The 15268-nt window shown below is 60.3% G+C and carries 16 protein-coding genes; 6 read left to right on the top strand and 10 right to left on the bottom strand.

The genetic code is table 11. The features are described 5' to 3' along the window. Position 1 precedes the first annotated feature (1 nt). From hpaX to F8562_RS16675, 8 genes are all read right to left on the bottom strand, one after another. Entirely contained in the window at positions 2–1378 is a 1377-nt protein-coding gene (gene hpaX, locus F8562_RS16640; protein ID WP_094909485.1) for a 4-hydroxyphenylacetate permease, read from the bottom strand. 43 nt (positions 1379–1421) lie between these two features. Further along, positions 1422–2213, bottom strand: a complete 792-nt coding sequence (hpaI, locus tag F8562_RS16645) for a 4-hydroxy-2-oxoheptanedioate aldolase (RefSeq protein WP_004098302.1) — start codon at positions 2211–2213, stop codon at positions 1422–1424. Between the two features lie 10 nt (positions 2214–2223). Beyond that, the gene (hpaH, locus tag F8562_RS16650) at positions 2224–3027 is read right to left on the bottom strand and encodes a 2-oxo-hept-4-ene-1,7-dioate hydratase (RefSeq protein WP_004098303.1); all 804 of its coding nucleotides are present in this window, start codon (positions 3025–3027) and stop codon (positions 2224–2226) included. A gap of 100 nt (positions 3028–3127) precedes the next feature. Beyond that, positions 3128–3508: a 5-carboxymethyl-2-hydroxymuconate Delta-isomerase gene (locus F8562_RS16655; RefSeq protein ID WP_014837335.1), complete on the bottom strand. Its 381-nt coding sequence runs from the start codon at positions 3506–3508 to the stop codon at positions 3128–3130. A gap of 12 nt (positions 3509–3520) precedes the next feature. Further along, positions 3521–4378 carry a 3,4-dihydroxyphenylacetate 2,3-dioxygenase gene (gene hpaD, locus F8562_RS16660; protein ID WP_004098307.1) on the bottom strand — a complete coding sequence of 286 codons (858 nt, stop codon included), beginning with the start codon at positions 4376–4378 and terminating at the stop codon, positions 3521–3523. A gap of 1 nt (position 4379) precedes the next feature. After that, entirely contained in the window at positions 4380–5846 is a 1467-nt protein-coding gene (gene hpaE / locus F8562_RS16665; RefSeq protein WP_014837336.1) for a 5-carboxymethyl-2-hydroxymuconate semialdehyde dehydrogenase, read from the bottom strand. Further along, entirely contained in the window at positions 5843–6607 is a 765-nt protein-coding gene (locus F8562_RS16670) for a fumarylacetoacetate hydrolase family protein (protein WP_014837337.1), read from the bottom strand. The genes hpaE and F8562_RS16670 overlap by 4 nt, the downstream gene beginning before the upstream one ends. Further along, positions 6604–7236 (bottom strand): fumarylacetoacetate hydrolase family protein, encoded by a 633-nt coding sequence (locus F8562_RS16675; RefSeq protein WP_014227789.1) that lies wholly within the window; start codon positions 7234–7236, stop codon positions 6604–6606. Before F8562_RS16675 ends, F8562_RS16670 begins: the two co-directional genes overlap by 4 nt. A 285-nt stretch (positions 7237–7521) precedes the next feature. Between F8562_RS16675 and hpaR the strand changes: the two genes are divergently transcribed. Next, positions 7522–7959 (top strand): homoprotocatechuate degradation operon regulator HpaR, encoded by a 438-nt coding sequence (gene hpaR, locus F8562_RS16680; RefSeq protein WP_014227790.1) that lies wholly within the window; start codon positions 7522–7524, stop codon positions 7957–7959. A 121-nt stretch (positions 7960–8080) separates the two neighbouring features. Here hpaR and F8562_RS16685 read toward each other — a convergent pair whose 3' ends face one another. Next, positions 8081–9295 (bottom strand): amino acid deaminase, encoded by a 1215-nt coding sequence (locus F8562_RS16685; protein WP_014227791.1) that lies wholly within the window; start codon positions 9293–9295, stop codon positions 8081–8083. A gap of 201 nt (positions 9296–9496) precedes the next feature. Here F8562_RS16685 and F8562_RS16690 point away from each other — a divergent pair, with 201 nt between their 5' ends. The 5 genes from F8562_RS16690 (at position 9497) to F8562_RS16710 (ending at position 14385) form a co-directional block, all read left to right on the top strand. Beyond that, the gene (locus F8562_RS16690) at positions 9497–10936 is read left to right on the top strand and encodes an N-acyl-D-amino-acid deacylase family protein (RefSeq protein WP_014227792.1); all 1440 of its coding nucleotides are present in this window, start codon (positions 9497–9499) and stop codon (positions 10934–10936) included. A 10-nt stretch (positions 10937–10946) separates the two neighbouring features. Next, a complete protein-coding gene (locus tag F8562_RS16695; RefSeq protein ID WP_004098320.1) occupies positions 10947–11339 on the top strand; it encodes a RidA family protein in 393 nt (130 codons plus the stop codon). Between the two features lie 103 nt (positions 11340–11442). Then, on the top strand, positions 11443–12927 hold the full coding sequence (locus tag F8562_RS16700; RefSeq protein WP_014227793.1) for a sodium:solute symporter family protein: 1485 nt from the start codon (positions 11443–11445) through the stop codon (positions 12925–12927). Beyond that, positions 12924–13796 carry a 2-dehydro-3-deoxygalactonokinase gene (locus F8562_RS16705; protein WP_014227794.1) on the top strand — a complete coding sequence of 291 codons (873 nt, stop codon included), beginning with the start codon at positions 12924–12926 and terminating at the stop codon, positions 13794–13796. Before F8562_RS16700 ends, F8562_RS16705 begins: the two co-directional genes overlap by 4 nt. Beyond that, a complete protein-coding gene (locus tag F8562_RS16710; protein ID WP_014227795.1) occupies positions 13783–14385 on the top strand; it encodes a 2-dehydro-3-deoxy-6-phosphogalactonate aldolase in 603 nt (200 codons plus the stop codon). The genes F8562_RS16705 and F8562_RS16710 overlap by 14 nt, the downstream gene beginning before the upstream one ends. On the opposite strand, the gene F8562_RS16715 is transcribed toward F8562_RS16710, so the two are convergent. Then, positions 14382–15245 carry a MurR/RpiR family transcriptional regulator gene (locus F8562_RS16715; RefSeq protein WP_014227796.1) on the bottom strand — a complete coding sequence of 288 codons (864 nt, stop codon included), beginning with the start codon at positions 15243–15245 and terminating at the stop codon, positions 14382–14384. The two genes, F8562_RS16710 and F8562_RS16715, sit on opposite strands and share 4 nt — an antisense overlap. Between the last annotated feature and the right edge of the window lie 23 nt (positions 15246–15268).

Raw genomic sequence — 15268 nt, forward strand, 5'->3', positions numbered from 1 at the left:
CTTACGGCGTCGCGCGCGGACGCGTTCCTTTCATCGGAATCACCCAGATAATCATCGCGCCGATGACCAGCAGGGCGGCGACGAACCACAGGCCGCTGCTGAAGCTGCCGGTAATATCCTTCAGCCAGCCGATCATAAAGGGGCTGAGCGCCGATCCGATATTACCCGTCGCGTTGATCACCGCGATACCGATCGCTCTGGCGCGCAGGCTGATCGACTGATCCGGCGTGGTCCAGAAAATGGCCATTGCGCTAAACGATCCGGTGGAGGCCATCACGATCCCGAGCAGCTGGATCAGGTTGTGATCGGTGGCCGACGCCAGCAGCCAGCCCGCGGCGGCGAACAGGAACGGCAGGGCGGTGTGGTGCTTACGCTCCTGATGTTTATCGGAGTGGCGGCTCCAGTAGATCATCCCCAGAATGGTACAAATCTGCGGGATCGCCGCCAGCAGGCCGATGGTGATATTGCTGCTGCTTTCGTTAAAGCTTTTGAGGATCTGCGGCGTCCAGATGCTGATCGCGCTGAGCGTATTGGTCAGGCAGAAGTAGGCCAGGGTGTACATCAGCACGATCGGCGTGAACACTTCCCGCCACAGGCTGCGCTGCTGCATGGCGTGATGGCTGATCGCCCCTTCCGGCTGGACCAGCGTCAGGCGGTCGTTATCCATCATCTCCTGCAGGCATTTTTTATCGTCCGCGGTCAGCCATTTCTCCTTCGACGGCGAATCATCAAGCCAGAACCAGACCATAATACCGAGCAGCACCGACGGGAAGCCTTCCAGCAGGAACAGCCACTGCCAGCCGTGCAGGTTCAGCAGGCCGTCCATCGACAGGATATAGCCGGAGACGATCGACCCCAGCGCGGTGGTCACCGGCATCGCGATCATAAACAGCGCGTTGGCGCGGGCGCGGAAAAAGGCCGGGAACCAGTAGGTCAGATAGAGCAGAATGCCGGGCAGAAAACCGGCCTCGGTGATGCCCACCAGCATGCGCAGGATATAAAGACTGTTCGGTCCGGTCGCGAACATGGTGGCGGTGGAGGCGATGCCCCACAGCACCATGATGGTGGCGATCCAGCGGCGAGCGCCAACGATGCTGAGCATCACGTTGCTGGGAATGCCGAATATCACGTAGGTGGCGTAAAACAGGGTGGTGGCAAGACCGAACATGGTGGCGTTAAGGCCCAGATCCTGGCCCATGGTCAGCCCGGCAAAGCCGATATTGATACGATCTAAAAACGAAAAGATAAACAGCACGAACAAAAAGACGATCAGGCGGCGAAAGAGCTTGTTGATAACCGACTGCTGCTGCGCCGTCAGCTGCTTGTGCTGATTAGCCGGATCGAACTTTTCCGGGATGGCAGATGATGTATCGCTCATTATCATTTTCCTCTAATGGGAATTTTGTAGGGTACTGCGGGTATTAATAGACGCCTGACGAACCCTGGGCGGTTTTTTCCGCGCCAAATCGCGCCGCCAGCGCTTCCGCGCCGCGGGCCAGCAGGGTGGTATCGACGCCGACGGCGACAAACAGCGCGCCGAGTTCCAGGTAGCGCTTCGCCAGCGGCTCGCTGGCCATCAGGATCCCCGGCGCTTTGCCCGCCGCGCGAATTTGCCCGATGGCGCGCTCAATGGCGGCCTGCACTTCCGGATGCTGCGGGTTGCCGCTGAAGCCCATATCGGCGCTCAGATCCGCCGGGCCAATAAACACGCCGTCCACGCCCTCGACATCGAGGATCTGCGGCAGATTGTTGAGCGCTTCACGGGTTTCGATCTGCACCAGCACGCACATCGCGTCATTGGCCTGATGGAGATAATCCGGGACGCGGTTCCAGCGCGAGGCGCGGGCCAGCGCGCTGCCGACGCCGCGAATGCCTGCGGGCGGGTAGCGGGTGGCTTTCACCGCCAGCCGCGCTTCGTCGGCGTTCTGCACCATCGGCACCAGCAGGGTTTGCGCGCCGATATCCAGCAGCTGTTTAATCTGCACCGGGTCGTTCCACGACGGCCGCACCACCGGCTGGCTGGGGTAGGGAGCGATCGCCTGTAGCTGGGTCAGGATCGTCTGCACGCTGTTTGGCGCATGCTCGCCGTCGATCAGCAGCCAGTCGAACCCGGCCCCGGCCAGCAGCTCGGCGCTGTAGCTGCTGGTCAGCCCCAGCCACAGGCCAATCTGCGGACGACCCGCTTTTAAGGCGTCTTTAAAGGCGTTATGCATCATGTTTCTCCTAGACAAAGCGGCAGCTAATCGCGCCCATGTTGCCGTAGTCGACGTGGAAGGTGTCGCCCTTGCGCGCCGGTACCGGACGGGTAAAGGAGCCGCCGAGAATAATCTGCCCGGCTTCCAGCTGGACGTCGTACGGCGCCAGCTTGTTCGCCAGCCAGGCCACGCCGTTGGCCGGGTGATTCAGCACCCCCGCGGCGACGCCGGTCTCTTCAATCACGCCGTTGCGATAGAGCAGGGCGGCGATCCAGCGCAGATCCAGCTCGTCGGGTTTAATCGGGCGGCCGCCGAGGATCACCCCGGCGTTGGCGGCGTTATCGGAGATGGTGTCGAAGACTTTGCGCGGGCGCTGGGTTTCCGGGTCGATGTTGTGGCAGCGGGCGTCAATCAGCTCCAGCGCCGGGATCACGTAGTCGGTGGCGTTGTAGACGTCGAACAGGGTGCAGTGGGGGCCGCGCAGCGGTTTGGCCAACACGAAGGCCAGCTCCACTTCGATACGCGGGACGATAAAGCGGTCGGTAGGAATATCGCCGCCGTCGTGGAAAAACATATCGTCCAGCAGCGCGCCGTAATCCGGTTCGCTGATTTGCGAACTGGCCTGCATTGCTTTTGAGGTCAGGCCGATTTTATGTCCTTTCAGCACGCGGCCTTCGGCGATTTTCATATTTACCCATTCGCGCTGTACCGCGTAGGCGTCTTCGATAGTGATCGTCGGGTGATCCAGCGAAATAGCGCGGATCTGTTCACGCTGTTTTTCCGCCTGGTTTAGCCGCTGGGCGATCAGGGTATGGGTATGTTTATCGAGCATAGTTGCTTCCTGTTACGTCATTCGGTGCTGCTGCGCCGGAAATAAAAGTCGGCGTCGTTTTCGCCCTCTCCCGGCGGGAGAGGGCCTGACCGGCCGCACGCTATTTAAACAAGGCGTGCACGTTGTTCTGCTTGTAGTTCAGCGTCGGGTGCAGTTCATCAATCTCAAACGACAGCGCCAGATAGCGGCTCTCCATCAGCGCGGCGAAATGGGCTTTGATCAGCGTGAACAGCATATCGCCCACGTCATGGCGGCTCTCCTGGCTGCGTCCGGCGCCAATTTTCAGCGTCATATGCACAAAGGCGTAATCGTGCTGGCCGTCGGCCATCTGCCAGGTATCCAGCCAGATGGCGCGGCTGCGAATGCCGCCGATGGGGAAGATGCCGGTGGCCGCCAGCGCGGCGTTCACTTTGCCGAACAGGCCCGGTAAATCAGCCTGTTCGCGGATGTTGTCGGTACATTCAGCGATAAAATGCGGCATTCTGCGTGCTCCTTACGCCGTTTCCGGCAGCGGGAAGACGGCGTTGACCTGTCCTGTGCCGGAGCTGGCGAACAGCTCGGTAATAAACTCTACTTTGCCGTCGTATTTGTCCCAGCCCAGCAGGCCCAGCAGCATCACCGTGTCGTGCATATTGCCTTCGCCGAAGCAGTAGTCGGCATATTCCGGCAGCATGGTGCAGAACTCTTTGAATTTGCCTTCGCGCCACAGCTTCACGACCCGTTCGTCCATCTGGTGATCGAACTCGCGGGTATAGCTGTTCATCCCCTCTTCGGCGCGCTGGTCGTCGATAAAACGGTGCGACAGCGAGCCGCTGGCAAAGACCGCCACGGTGCCGTCATATTTCTCAATCGCTTTAAGAATGGCTTCGCCCAGCCTGCGGCTGTCGGCAAAATCATGGACGGTACAGAACGCCGAGATAGAGACCACTTTGAAATGCTTATCGCTGTTCATGTAGCGCATCGGCACCAGGGTGCCGTACTCCAGCTTCAGGCTTGGAATGTTGTGCGCTTTGGCGCGGACCCCGAGCTTGACCGCTTCGTCGGCGATCAGGTGGCCGAGCGCCGGGTTACCGTCGTAGTCGTAGGTCATGTCGCGAATAAAATGCGGCAGCTCGTTGCTGGTGTAGACGCCCTGGAAATGGTCGGCACAGTTGATGTGGTAGGCGCTGTTAACCAGCCAGTGGGTATCAAAGACGATGATGGTATCCACGCCCAGCTCGCGGCACCGCTTGCCGATTTCTTTATGCCCATCGATGGCTCCCTGGCGGCAGCCGTGGTTTTTACCCGGCAGTTCAGAAAGATACATCGACGGTACGTGAGTAATTTTTGCTGCTAACGCTAACTTTCCCATATCAGACTCCCCATTTTGGGATCGGATGGTCGCCCATCGAGATGCAGACGTTTTTCATTTCAGCGAACACTTCAAAGCTGTATTCGCCGCCTTCGCGGCCGGTACCGGAGGCCTTCACGCCGCCGAACGGCTGACGCAGGTCGCGGACGTTCTGGGTGTTGACGAACACCATTCCGGCTTCGATGCCGCGCGCCAGGCGCAGCACTTTGCTGACGTCCTGGGTCCAGATATAAGAGGCGAGGCCGTACTCCACGTCGTTGGCCAGGCGCAGACCTTCCGCCTCGTCTTTAAACGGCAGCAGACAGGCTACCGGGCCAAAAATCTCTTCCTGCGCCACGCGCATGCGGTTATCGACGTCCGCCAGCACCGTTGGCCGCAGGAAGTTGCCGTTTCTCAGATGGGCGGGCAGATCGGCGGGCTTATCCGCGCCGCCGGCCAGCAGGGTCGCTCCTTCTTCAATGCCGAGGCGGATATAGCCGGAGACTTTCTCCCAGTGCTGCTGGCTAATCAGCGCGCCCACCTGGGTATTCGGGTCGGTGGGGTCGCCGACGCGCAGGCGGTTAGCCCGCTCGGCGAAGCGTTTAATGAACTCGGGGTAGATGCTCTGCTGAATGAAAATGCGCGAGCCGGCGGTGCAGCGTTCGCCGTTGATCGAGAAAATGGTGAACAGCGCGGCGTCGAGGGCGCGCTCAATATCGGCGTCTTCGAAAATCAGCACCGGCGATTTGCCGCCCAGCTCCATGGAGTACTTTTTCAGCCCGGCGTTTTTCATGATGTTGCGCCCGGTGGCGGTACCGCCGGTGAACGAGACCGCGCGTACGTCATGGTGGCGGACCAGCGCATCGCCCGCCGTCGCGCCGTAGCCCTGAACCACGTTCAGCACCCCCGCCGGAATACCCGCTTCCAGCGCCAGCTCGCCAAGACGGTCGGCGGTTAGCGGCGATAGCTCGGACATCTTCAGCACCGCGGTATTGCCCAGCGCGAGGCACGGCGCCACCTTCCAGGTGGCGGTCATAAACGGCACGTTCCACGGCGACACCAGCGCGCAGACGCCCACCGGCTGCACGAGGGTGTAGTTGAGCATCTTGTCGTCAACCGGGTAGGTCTTGCCGTTCATCTGCTGGCACACTTCGGCGAAGAATTCGAAGTTGTGCGAGGCGCGCGGGATCAGCACGTTTTTGGTCTGGTGGATCGGCAGGCCGGTATCAGCGGTCTCCATGGCGGCGATCTCCGGGACGTTCTGGTCGATCAGATCCCCCAGCCTGCGCATCAGACGCGCGCGCTCTTTCATCGGCAGATTGGCCCATTTCGGGAACGCCTCTTTCGCCGCCGCCACCGCCTGATTCACCTCGTCGGCGCCGCCGGAGGCGACCTCTGCCAGCACTTCGCCGGTGGCCGGGTTAGTGGTATGGAAATACTCCGCGGCGGCGACGTTTTTGCCGTTGATCCAGTGGTTAATTTTTTTCATGACAGCTTCTCCTCATATGCCTGCTGGCTAATGATGTGGTTGACCAGACGGCCGACGCCTTCCACTTCGACGATCACTTCATCGCCCGGCACCACGTCCGACAGCCCCTTCGGCGTGCCGGTGGCGATCATGTCGCCCGGCTGCAGGGTCATAAATTCGCTGAGGTAAGCGATCAGGAACGGAATGCTGAAGATCAGATCGGCGGTAGTGCCCTGCTGGCGCAGCTCGCCGTTGACCCAGGTGCACAGCGCCAGATTGTGCGGATCGGGGATCGCCTCTTTGCTGACGATCCACGGGCCTATCGGCGTCAGGGTGTCGCGGCTTTTGACCCGCAGGTTGGGACGATAGTAGTTTTCCAGGTAGTCGCGGATGGCGTAGTCGTTGCAGACGGTGTATCCGGCCACGTACGCCATGGCGTCGGCTTCGGCGACCTTACGCGCGGTTTTGCCGATCACCACCACCAGTTCAGCCTCGTAGTGCATGTACTCGACGTTATCCGGGCGCACCGACTCTTGCCTATGGCCGATAAAGGTGTTGGGCGCTTTGATAAACACCAGCGGCTCGGTTGGCGGCGTAAACGCCAGCTCGCTGGCGTGATCGGCGTAGTTCAGGCCCAGCGCGAACAGGGTGCCGTCGGCGGGCGGCAGCCAGCGAAACTCGCCTTCCTGAAGTAACCTGCCGTTGGCGAGCTGGACCTGACCGCGTTCATCAACCTGGACATCGTGCCGCTGTCCCTGCCACTCAATACGTGCTTGCCTCATGCCAGCTCTCCTTCATCAATCACCGGGTTTTCCAGCGCCGGGAAGCCCTCGGCGAGAATGCGTACGCGATCGCCGGGGCGCAGCGTAACGCGGGAGTGGGGCGTACCGATCAGAATCGCATCGCCGGGATTGAGGGTGGCGAATTCACTCAGGGCGCTCAGCAGCTCGGCGGCGGAGCGCTGGAGATCGGCGGTATTCCAGCTGTCCGCCTCGCGACCGTTGATTTCGGTGATGATGGTCAGGTTATCGACGTTGCTGAGCGGCGCGAGCGCGCCAAGCGGGCAGAAGCCGTCGCGGCATTTGGCTTTGATGGCCGGACGATAGAAGCTCTCTTCCGGCAGGCTGACGTCATTCGCCAGCGCGTAGCCGGCAATATAAGCCGCGGCGTCTTCCGCGGCGATTTTGCGTGCGGTTTTACCGACGATCAGCGCCACGGTGGCGCCGCTCTGCACGGTTTCGCCTTGTGGATAGGGAATGCTCTCGCCGTCGCCGATAACGGTGTTGCGCGGTTTGATAAACCAGACCGCGGTCTTCGGCGGGGTTTTATACGGGGCCTGCTGGAACGCTTCGCGCCAGGCGTCGAGCTGGCTGCGGTGGTTAAGCGCCACGGCGAAGATGGTGCCTTTCATTGACCACTCCTCTGCTACGGAATTAGGAAGTTAGTTAATTCATTAATATGTTAATGATCATCTTTTATGCTTTGCGGAAAGGTTTGGCAAACAGAAGTGAATGTTTTGTGATCTGATTAACAATAAATTTACAGTTATGTTTTTTATTTGTTGTTAATCAATTAGATAATTAATTTTATTGTACCTTCTGGTACTTTTCAGAGGCAGAAACCGGTTGCCTTCATAAGGAATTAGCGCTAATTATTAACTTATTAACAGATTGGGGATTTATTTCAGAGGTATGTGATGCATGATTCGTTAACTATCGCGCTGCTGCAGGCGCGGGAAGCGGCGATGGCCCACTTTCGGCCCATCGTTAAACGCCACAATCTGACCGAGCAGCAGTGGCGTATCGTGCGTATCCTCGCCGAAAATCCGTCGATGGATTTTCACGATCTGGCCTTTCGCGCCTGTATTTTACGTCCGAGCCTGACCGGTATTCTGACCCGCATGGAGCGCGACGGCCTGGTGCTGCGTTTAAAACCGGTTAACGATCAGCGCAAGCTGTACGTTTCGCTGACGCCTGCGGGCCTGAAGCTGTATGAAAGCGCCCAGGCCCAGGTCGAAGAAGCCTATCGCCAGATAGAAGCCCAATTTACCGTCGAAAAAATGCGTCAGCTTACCGCGCTGCTGGAGGAGTTTATCGCCCTGGGGAATGGGGTGGGTGGAGAGGAAGAGGCGTAATTTTCCTTCCGTGAAGCTAGAAATATTTCCCCGGTCGCGCTGTGCTTACCGGGGCTACGGGCCGGTGCCATCCCGTAGCCCGGATAAGGCGCCAGCCGCCATCCGGGGAATTCCCGGCCGGTCAGAACAGGGTATCGAGCTCTTCCAGCACGTTATACTGCTCGTCCACCAGCAGCAGGGTTTTCCATTTATCAAACGTCAGGCACGGATGCGAGGTGCCGAACACCAGAATATCGCCAACCTGCACGTCGCTGCCCGGCGCGAGGCGCAGCATACAGTGCTGATCCATAATCCCCACGCTCTCGATCCCCGCCGCAGACAGCTGCGCGCCGTTGCGATAGCGAGCGATCGGCTGCGGCAGTCCGGCGTCGAAGGCGCAGTCGCGTTTGCCGAAGTTGACCACCGCGCGATCCGCTTCCGGCACCGACTGGACCATCGCCATCAGCTCCAGCGCCGAGGTTAAATCACCGCCCAGATCGCAGGCGATCGGATCGCGCGCCGCCAGCGCTTTCTGCGCGATATCGTAGATCCCCCGATCGTGGGTGATATAGCAGCCGGGGCGGATAACGATCCGGCACCGCGCCGGTTTCTTCGCCGCCAGCCAGATATTGCACACCACGTCATACCAGACGGTACCGGCGCCGGTCAGCACAAACTCCCCCTCAACCAGATGCGCCATCCGGCAGGCCAAATCGGCGGCCTGGTGCAGCAGAGCTTCCACCTGCGGCTGCGGATCGTCGCCGTGCAACACCCCTTCATACAGCTCAAGTCCGCGCAGCTTAAGGCCAGGAAGGTCCGCGACGGCCTCCGCCAGGGCCTGCGCATCCTCAACGCTGCGGCAGCCGCAGCGCCCGCCGGCCACGCCCAGTTCAATCAGCACGTCCAGCGTTTGCCGCCGTTCGCTGAAAAAGGCCGACAGCGCGCGGGCGTTGGCGAGGCTATCGATGCAGCAGATAAACTCCGCCGCCCGGTAATGCGCCTTCAGGCGCGATACCGCCTGCATATTCGCCCTGCCGACCAGCTGATTGACCATCAGAACGCGCTCAACGCCGCTGGCCATCGCCGCGCTGGCCTGCCAGGCGCTGCCCACGCCGATTCCCCATGCGCCCGCCCGCTGCTGGGCCTGAAAAATCCACGGCGTCATCGTTGTTTTACCGTGCGGCGCCAGCGAGACGCCGCGCGCGTCGGCGTAGCGCTGCATCCAGGCGATGTTATTTTCCAGCGCCGTTTTTTTCAGCAGCGCGGCGGGGAGGCAGACCTCCTCCGCCAGCAGATTTGCCGGAGCGGCCATCACGGCGGCTTTGTGCGGAATAAGCGTATCGGAGTGGTATTTCATAACACTATCCTTTTAGGGTTTATGCTCGGAATAAAGCTGAGTATCAATTTTAATTAATTGAAAAATATAAATTTAATATGTGATTTTTATTGTTTGTGAATAAAAGTATCACAATTTGATCTGGTTTTTGCGTAGTTTTCCACTGTTTTTCCGCCTTGTAAATGGTTAACTTGTCGATAGAGTTGAAAGGGAGTCATTGCGATGAAAGTTAACTGGCTTTTCAAAAACGTCACGGTCATTGACGGCAGCGGCGGACCGCAGTTTCGCGGCGACGTGGCGGTGAAGGGCGATCGGATTGTAGATATGGCCCCGGCGCTGAACCTGCCGGCGGAGCAGGTGATTGACGGGCAGGGGCGCGTGCTGGCGCCCGGGTTTATCGATGTGCATACCCATGACGACATCAACGTCATTCGTATGCCGGCCTATTTGCCCAAGCTGAGTCAGGGGGTGACGACGGTGATTGTCGGCAACTGCGGGATCAGCGCGGCGACGGCGACCCTGCGCGACGGCGTGCCTGACCCGATGAACCTGCTGGGCGAGCAGGAGCACTTTGTTTACCCCACCGTTGACGCTTACGCCCAGGCGGTGGAGGCGGCGAAGCCGTCATTGAACGTCGGCACGCTGATTGGCCATACCGCGCTGCGTAATAACCATATGGACGATCTGTTCCGCCCGGCGACGGAAACCGAGATTGCCGGAATGCGGGTGCAGCTGCGCGACGCGCTGCGTCAGGGCGCGCTGGGGCTGAGCAGCGGGCTGGCCTACGCCAGCGCGTTTCAGTCCACCACTGAAGAAGTGATGGCGCTGGCCGAGGAGCTGGCGGCGGAGGGGGGAATTTATACCACCCACCTGCGTTCGGAGTTCGAACCGATTCTGGATGCGCTCGACGAGGCGTTCCGCATTGGCCGCCACGGTAACGTACCGGTGGTGGTATCGCACCATAAGTGCGCCGGCGCGAAAAACTGGGGTCGCACGAAGGAGACGCTGGCTTTCTTCGATGAGATGCGCCAGCGCCAGGAGATCGCCTGCGACTGCTACCCCTATTCTGCCAGCTCGTCGACGCTGGATATGAAGCAGGTCACCGATGAGTTCGATATCGTCATTACCTGGTCGGAAGCGCAGCCCGAGCAGGCCGGAAAAACCCTGCGGCAGATTGCCGACGGCTGGCAGGTTAGCCTGCACGAGGCGGCGGCGCGGCTGATGCCCGCAGGCGCCATCTACTACAACATGGACGAGCAGGACGTGCGGCGGGTGCTGCGTTACCCGGTGACCATGATCGGCTCCGACGGTCTGCCGAACGACCCGATGCCGCATCCGCGGCTGTGGGGCGCGTTCCCGCGGGTCCTGGGCCACTACAGCCGCGATGAACGGCTGTTTCCGCTGACCACCGCTATCCACAAAATGACCGGGCTGTCGGCGGCGCGTTTCCAGCTGGCGGATCGTGGGTTGGTGAAAGTGGGCTACTTTGCCGATCTGGTGCTGTTCGATCCGCTGACGGTGCGCGATGTCGCCAGCTTCTCCGACCCGAAACAACCGGCGGAGGGGATCGAGGCGGTGATGGTCAACGGCGTGATGAGCTACGGCAGCGACAAAAAGATTATCGGGCGCGCGGGGCGTTTCCTGCGCCGCCAAATGAACTAAGGAGTGCAAAATGAGTATTAAACGTTATGGCGTAGAAGGTGGTACCGGGACCGGTGGGCAGCATCTGCCGTTCGCGCGCGCGGTGGAGGCGGGGGGCTGGCTGTACGTTTCCGGCCAGACGCCGATGAAGGACGGTGAAGTGGTGGAAGGCGGGATTGTCGACCAGGCGCGTCTGGCGATTCAGAACTGCGTGGATATCATGACCGAAGCGGGCTACACCCTGGCCGACGTGGTGCACGTCAAGGTGATTCTCACCGATGCGCGCTATTTCCAGTCTTTCAATAAAGTGTTCCGCGAGTTCTTTGGCGACAACCCGCCTGCCCGTATCTGCTGCGTCGCGGACCTGGTGGTGGATTGTAAAGTCGAAGTAGATGTGACCTGTTATAACGCGGCTCGCGTATAAAAATTTATTAACCAGAAATATAAACAGGATTTTTGAGCGCTGAATTCATTCAGCGCTTCGTAGCCTTTTACCTTTTACATACTCAACTGGCAGGATGTGAATAATGAATAGTCATATCTTTTTAGTCGGCTTTATTATTTACGCGCTGGCCATGATTTGGCTTGGCTGGTACGTGTCGCGTAATCAAAAAAGCGGTGAAGATTTTTTACTCGGCGGCCGTTCCTTACCGCTGTTCCTGACGCTGGGCTCCACCGTGGCGACCATGGTGGGGACCGGTTCAAGCATGGGCGCCGTAGGCTTCGGCTACAGCAACGGCTGGGCCGGAATGCTCTACGGCGTGGGCGGGGCCATCGGTATTTTGCTGGTCGCCTGGCTGTTCGCCCCGGTGCGTAAACTGCGCTTTATGACCATGAGCGAAGAGCTCTCTTATTATACTGGCGGCAGCCATTTAATTAAAAATATCGTCGGCATAATGATATTTGTGGCCTCTATTGGCTGGCTGGGGGCGCATATTCTTGGCGGCAGCATGTATTTATCCTGGGCGACGGGGATAAATCTGACGCTAGCGAAAATTATTATCGCTCTGGCCTTTGCGATTTACGTCATCATCGGCGGTTATTCTGCGGTGGTATGGACGGATACCATTCAGGCATTAATTCTCTTTTTCGGCTTTATCCTGATGGCGATTCTGGCGGTGGTTCACGTCGGCGGATGGGATGCCATCGTACAGGCGATGGATCCCAGGGCGATGAGCCTGTTCGCGGTCGATAAGCTGGGCGTCATTCCGGCGCTATCGCTGGCGATGGTCATCGGCGTCGGCGTGCTGGCGACCCCTTCCTATCGCCAGCGTATTTATTCGGGGAAAGATGTCTCTTCGGTGCGCCGCTCGTTTGTCTATACCGGCGTGCTGTATCTGTTTTTCTCGGTGCTGCCGGCGATTATCGGCATGGCGGCATGGACAATGAACCCCCATCTTGAGAACAGCAACTACGCCTTCCTGTTCGCCACCAGCTTCCTGCCGGCGATACTGGGTCTGGTGGTGCTGATTGCCGGGCTTTCCGCCACTATGTCTTCGGCCAGCTCCGATGCGATAGCCGCCGTGGCCATCATGATGCGCGATGTCTACACCCTTGTTACCGGAAAAATGCCGCCGGCGCATAAGGCGATAACGCTCTCCCGCTGGATGCTGGCGTTCGTTATCGGCCTGGCGATGATCTTCGCCCTGACCTCGAACGATATCATCAGCTATATCACCAAAATGATCTCCATGCTGATGTCCGGGCTGTTCGTCTGTTCAATTCTGGGCCGCTTCTGGCTGCGCTTTAACTGGCAGGGCGCGCTCACCGCGCTGCTGAGCGGCATGCTGGTGTCGATTGTGGTTCTGGTTAAGGCAGACTGGCTGGCTTACTGGGGGAACCCGTGCATTCCGTCGGTCGTCGGCAGCTTCGTTTCCGCCATTTTTGTCACCGTCATGACGCCAGCCAGCAAAATCAGCCGTCAGCAGGCGCTGGAAATGATTACGCAAGAGCGGGAAGGGCAGGCGATTCCGGCGAAGACGGCGGTGCAGGCCTCGGGAGAAGCACCATGAAGGACTATATTGCCGTCGACTGGGGCTCTACCCAGCTGCGCGGCTGGCTGATTCGCAACGGCCAGTGCATCGGGACGAAGCAGCTGCCGCTGGGCATCACCCGCCTGAACGGACGATCGCCCGCCGACGTATTCGCGGAGCATGTGGCCCCCTGGCGCGGCGCCGAAATGCTGCCGGTGCTGATGGCCGGGATGATCGGCAGCGATGCGGGCTGGCAAGCGGTGCCGTATCTGGCCTGTCCGGCGGCGATCGACGCGCCGGGGCAGCAGCGATGCGCCGTGGCTGAAGGCGTGTGGATTATTCCCGGGCTCAAGATTGCCCAGGACGGGGAGTTCAACGTGATGCGCGGCGAAGAGACGCAGCTGCTGGGGGCTATAGAGCTGGCGCCGGCGGAGTGCTACGTGCTGCCGGGCACCCACTGCAAATGGGTACAAGTGACGGACGGCATGGTGCGTCATTTTGCCACGGCGATGACCGGCGAACTGCATCATCTGCTGATGACGCAATCGCTGATCGGCAAAGGGCTGCCGGCCCAGCAGGCGGACGAGGCGGCCTTTGAACAGGGGCTGGAAAAAGGGTTGGCGCAGCCGTCGCTGATTAGCGAACTGTTTGTCGCCAGAGCTGCCCGGGTGCTCGGGGCGCTGGCGGCAACCTCGGTCAGCGACTATCTCTCCGGGCTGCTGATTGGCGCGGAGGTGGCGACCCTCGGGCAGCGTTACCGTACCTCTGGCGTCACGCTGGTTGGCGACCCGGCGCTGAATGCCCGCTACAGTCGGGCGATGAAGGCGCGCGGAATGACGGTTAACAGCTGCAGCGGCGATGAGGCGCTGCTGAGCGGCATGGCGAGGATAATGCATGGACAAGATTAAACTGGTGGCGATTTTACGCGGTATTCGCCCCGCTGAGGCGGCGGAGCATATTGAGACGCTGATAAAGGCAGGATTTCGCTATATCGAAATTCCGCTCAACTCACCGGACTGGCAGCAGAGCATTCCGCAGATGGCCGCGCGCTTTGGCGAGCAGGCGGTGATTGGCGCGGGAACGGTGCTTAAGGTGGAGCAGGTCGATTTTCTGGCCGATGCCGGGGCGAAGCTTATCGTGACGCCGAATACTCAGCCGGCGACCATCCGCCGGGCGGTGGCGCGCGGAATGCGGGTCTGCGCAGGATGCGCTACCGCGACCGAGGCGTTTAGCGCGCTGGACGCCGGGGCGCAGTGGCTGAAGATTTTCCCGTCTTCCACCTTCGGCCCGGACTATATTCGGGCGCTGAAAGCGGTGCTGCCGCCGGAGGTGCCGGTGCTGGCGGTCGGCGGCGTGACGCCGGAGAATCTGGCGAGCTGGGTCGAGGCGGGATGCGCCGGCGCCGGTCTGGGAAGCGATCTGTATCGCGCCGGGCAGGCCGTGGAGCGTACCCGTCAGCAGGCGGAGAGGTTTATCGCCGCCGCCCGCTGCGGTTAATCGCCCAGCGGCTGCCTGTCGACGCCGCCGCGATGGCTGTCGAGCGCCAGCTTAATCCGGCGCAGCCTGCCCTTTGCCTGGGTTTTGTTGGCCATCGCCAGTTCGGTGGCCAGCACGTCAACCATCGCCAGCATCGCATAGCGTGAAGTGCTGGGCTTGAAGATATAGTCGTTTTCGCGCACCAGCAGCGGCAGCACCAGATCCGCCTGCTCCGCCAGCGGCGTTCCGGCGGGAGTGATGGCAATGACCTTTGCGCCGTACTGCCTGGCAATCGCCGCGCTCTCAATAATTTCCTGGGTATAGCCGCCCAGCGACAGCACGATAACCACATCCTTTGGCGTCACCGCCGAGCTCATCATGCGCACCAGCAGGCCGTCGTTCTGGCTGACCACCGGCAGGCCGAGGCGAAACAGACGGTACTGGATCTCCTGGGCGCAGATGGTGGAGCCGCCGCCCATCCCGAGGGCCAGGATCTGCCGCGCGTCGCTCAGCCAGCTCACCGCGCGCTTCAGCGCCTCAATATCCAGCGCCCGGCGGTTGGTCTCCAGCACGCCGATGATCGACTCGTAGATCCCCTGCACGCCCTCAAGGTCCGGCACATCGAGGATAAATCGCTGCCCGACCGCCAGGGATTGCGCGAGCTTCATCTTCAGCTCGCGGACGTCTTTGCAGCCGAGCGCCCGGGCAAAGCGGGTGACCGAGGCCTGGCTGGTGTGGGTCAGGCGCGCCATCTCCGCGATGGGCAGCTCCGCCGCCGCCGCGACATCATCGAGAATAAACTGCGCGATGCGTTTTTCGGTCGCCGTGAGTTCCACAAAGCGATCGGTAATGCAGGAAATGATATCGATTGACCAGGACATACGGGTATCAACGGGTAAGTTTT

Origin of the sequence: Klebsiella sp. RCJ4 (genome assembly GCF_009025755.1) — a bacterium.
In the GTDB taxonomy this organism is placed as follows: domain Bacteria; phylum Pseudomonadota; class Gammaproteobacteria; order Enterobacterales; family Enterobacteriaceae; genus Klebsiella; species Klebsiella michiganensis.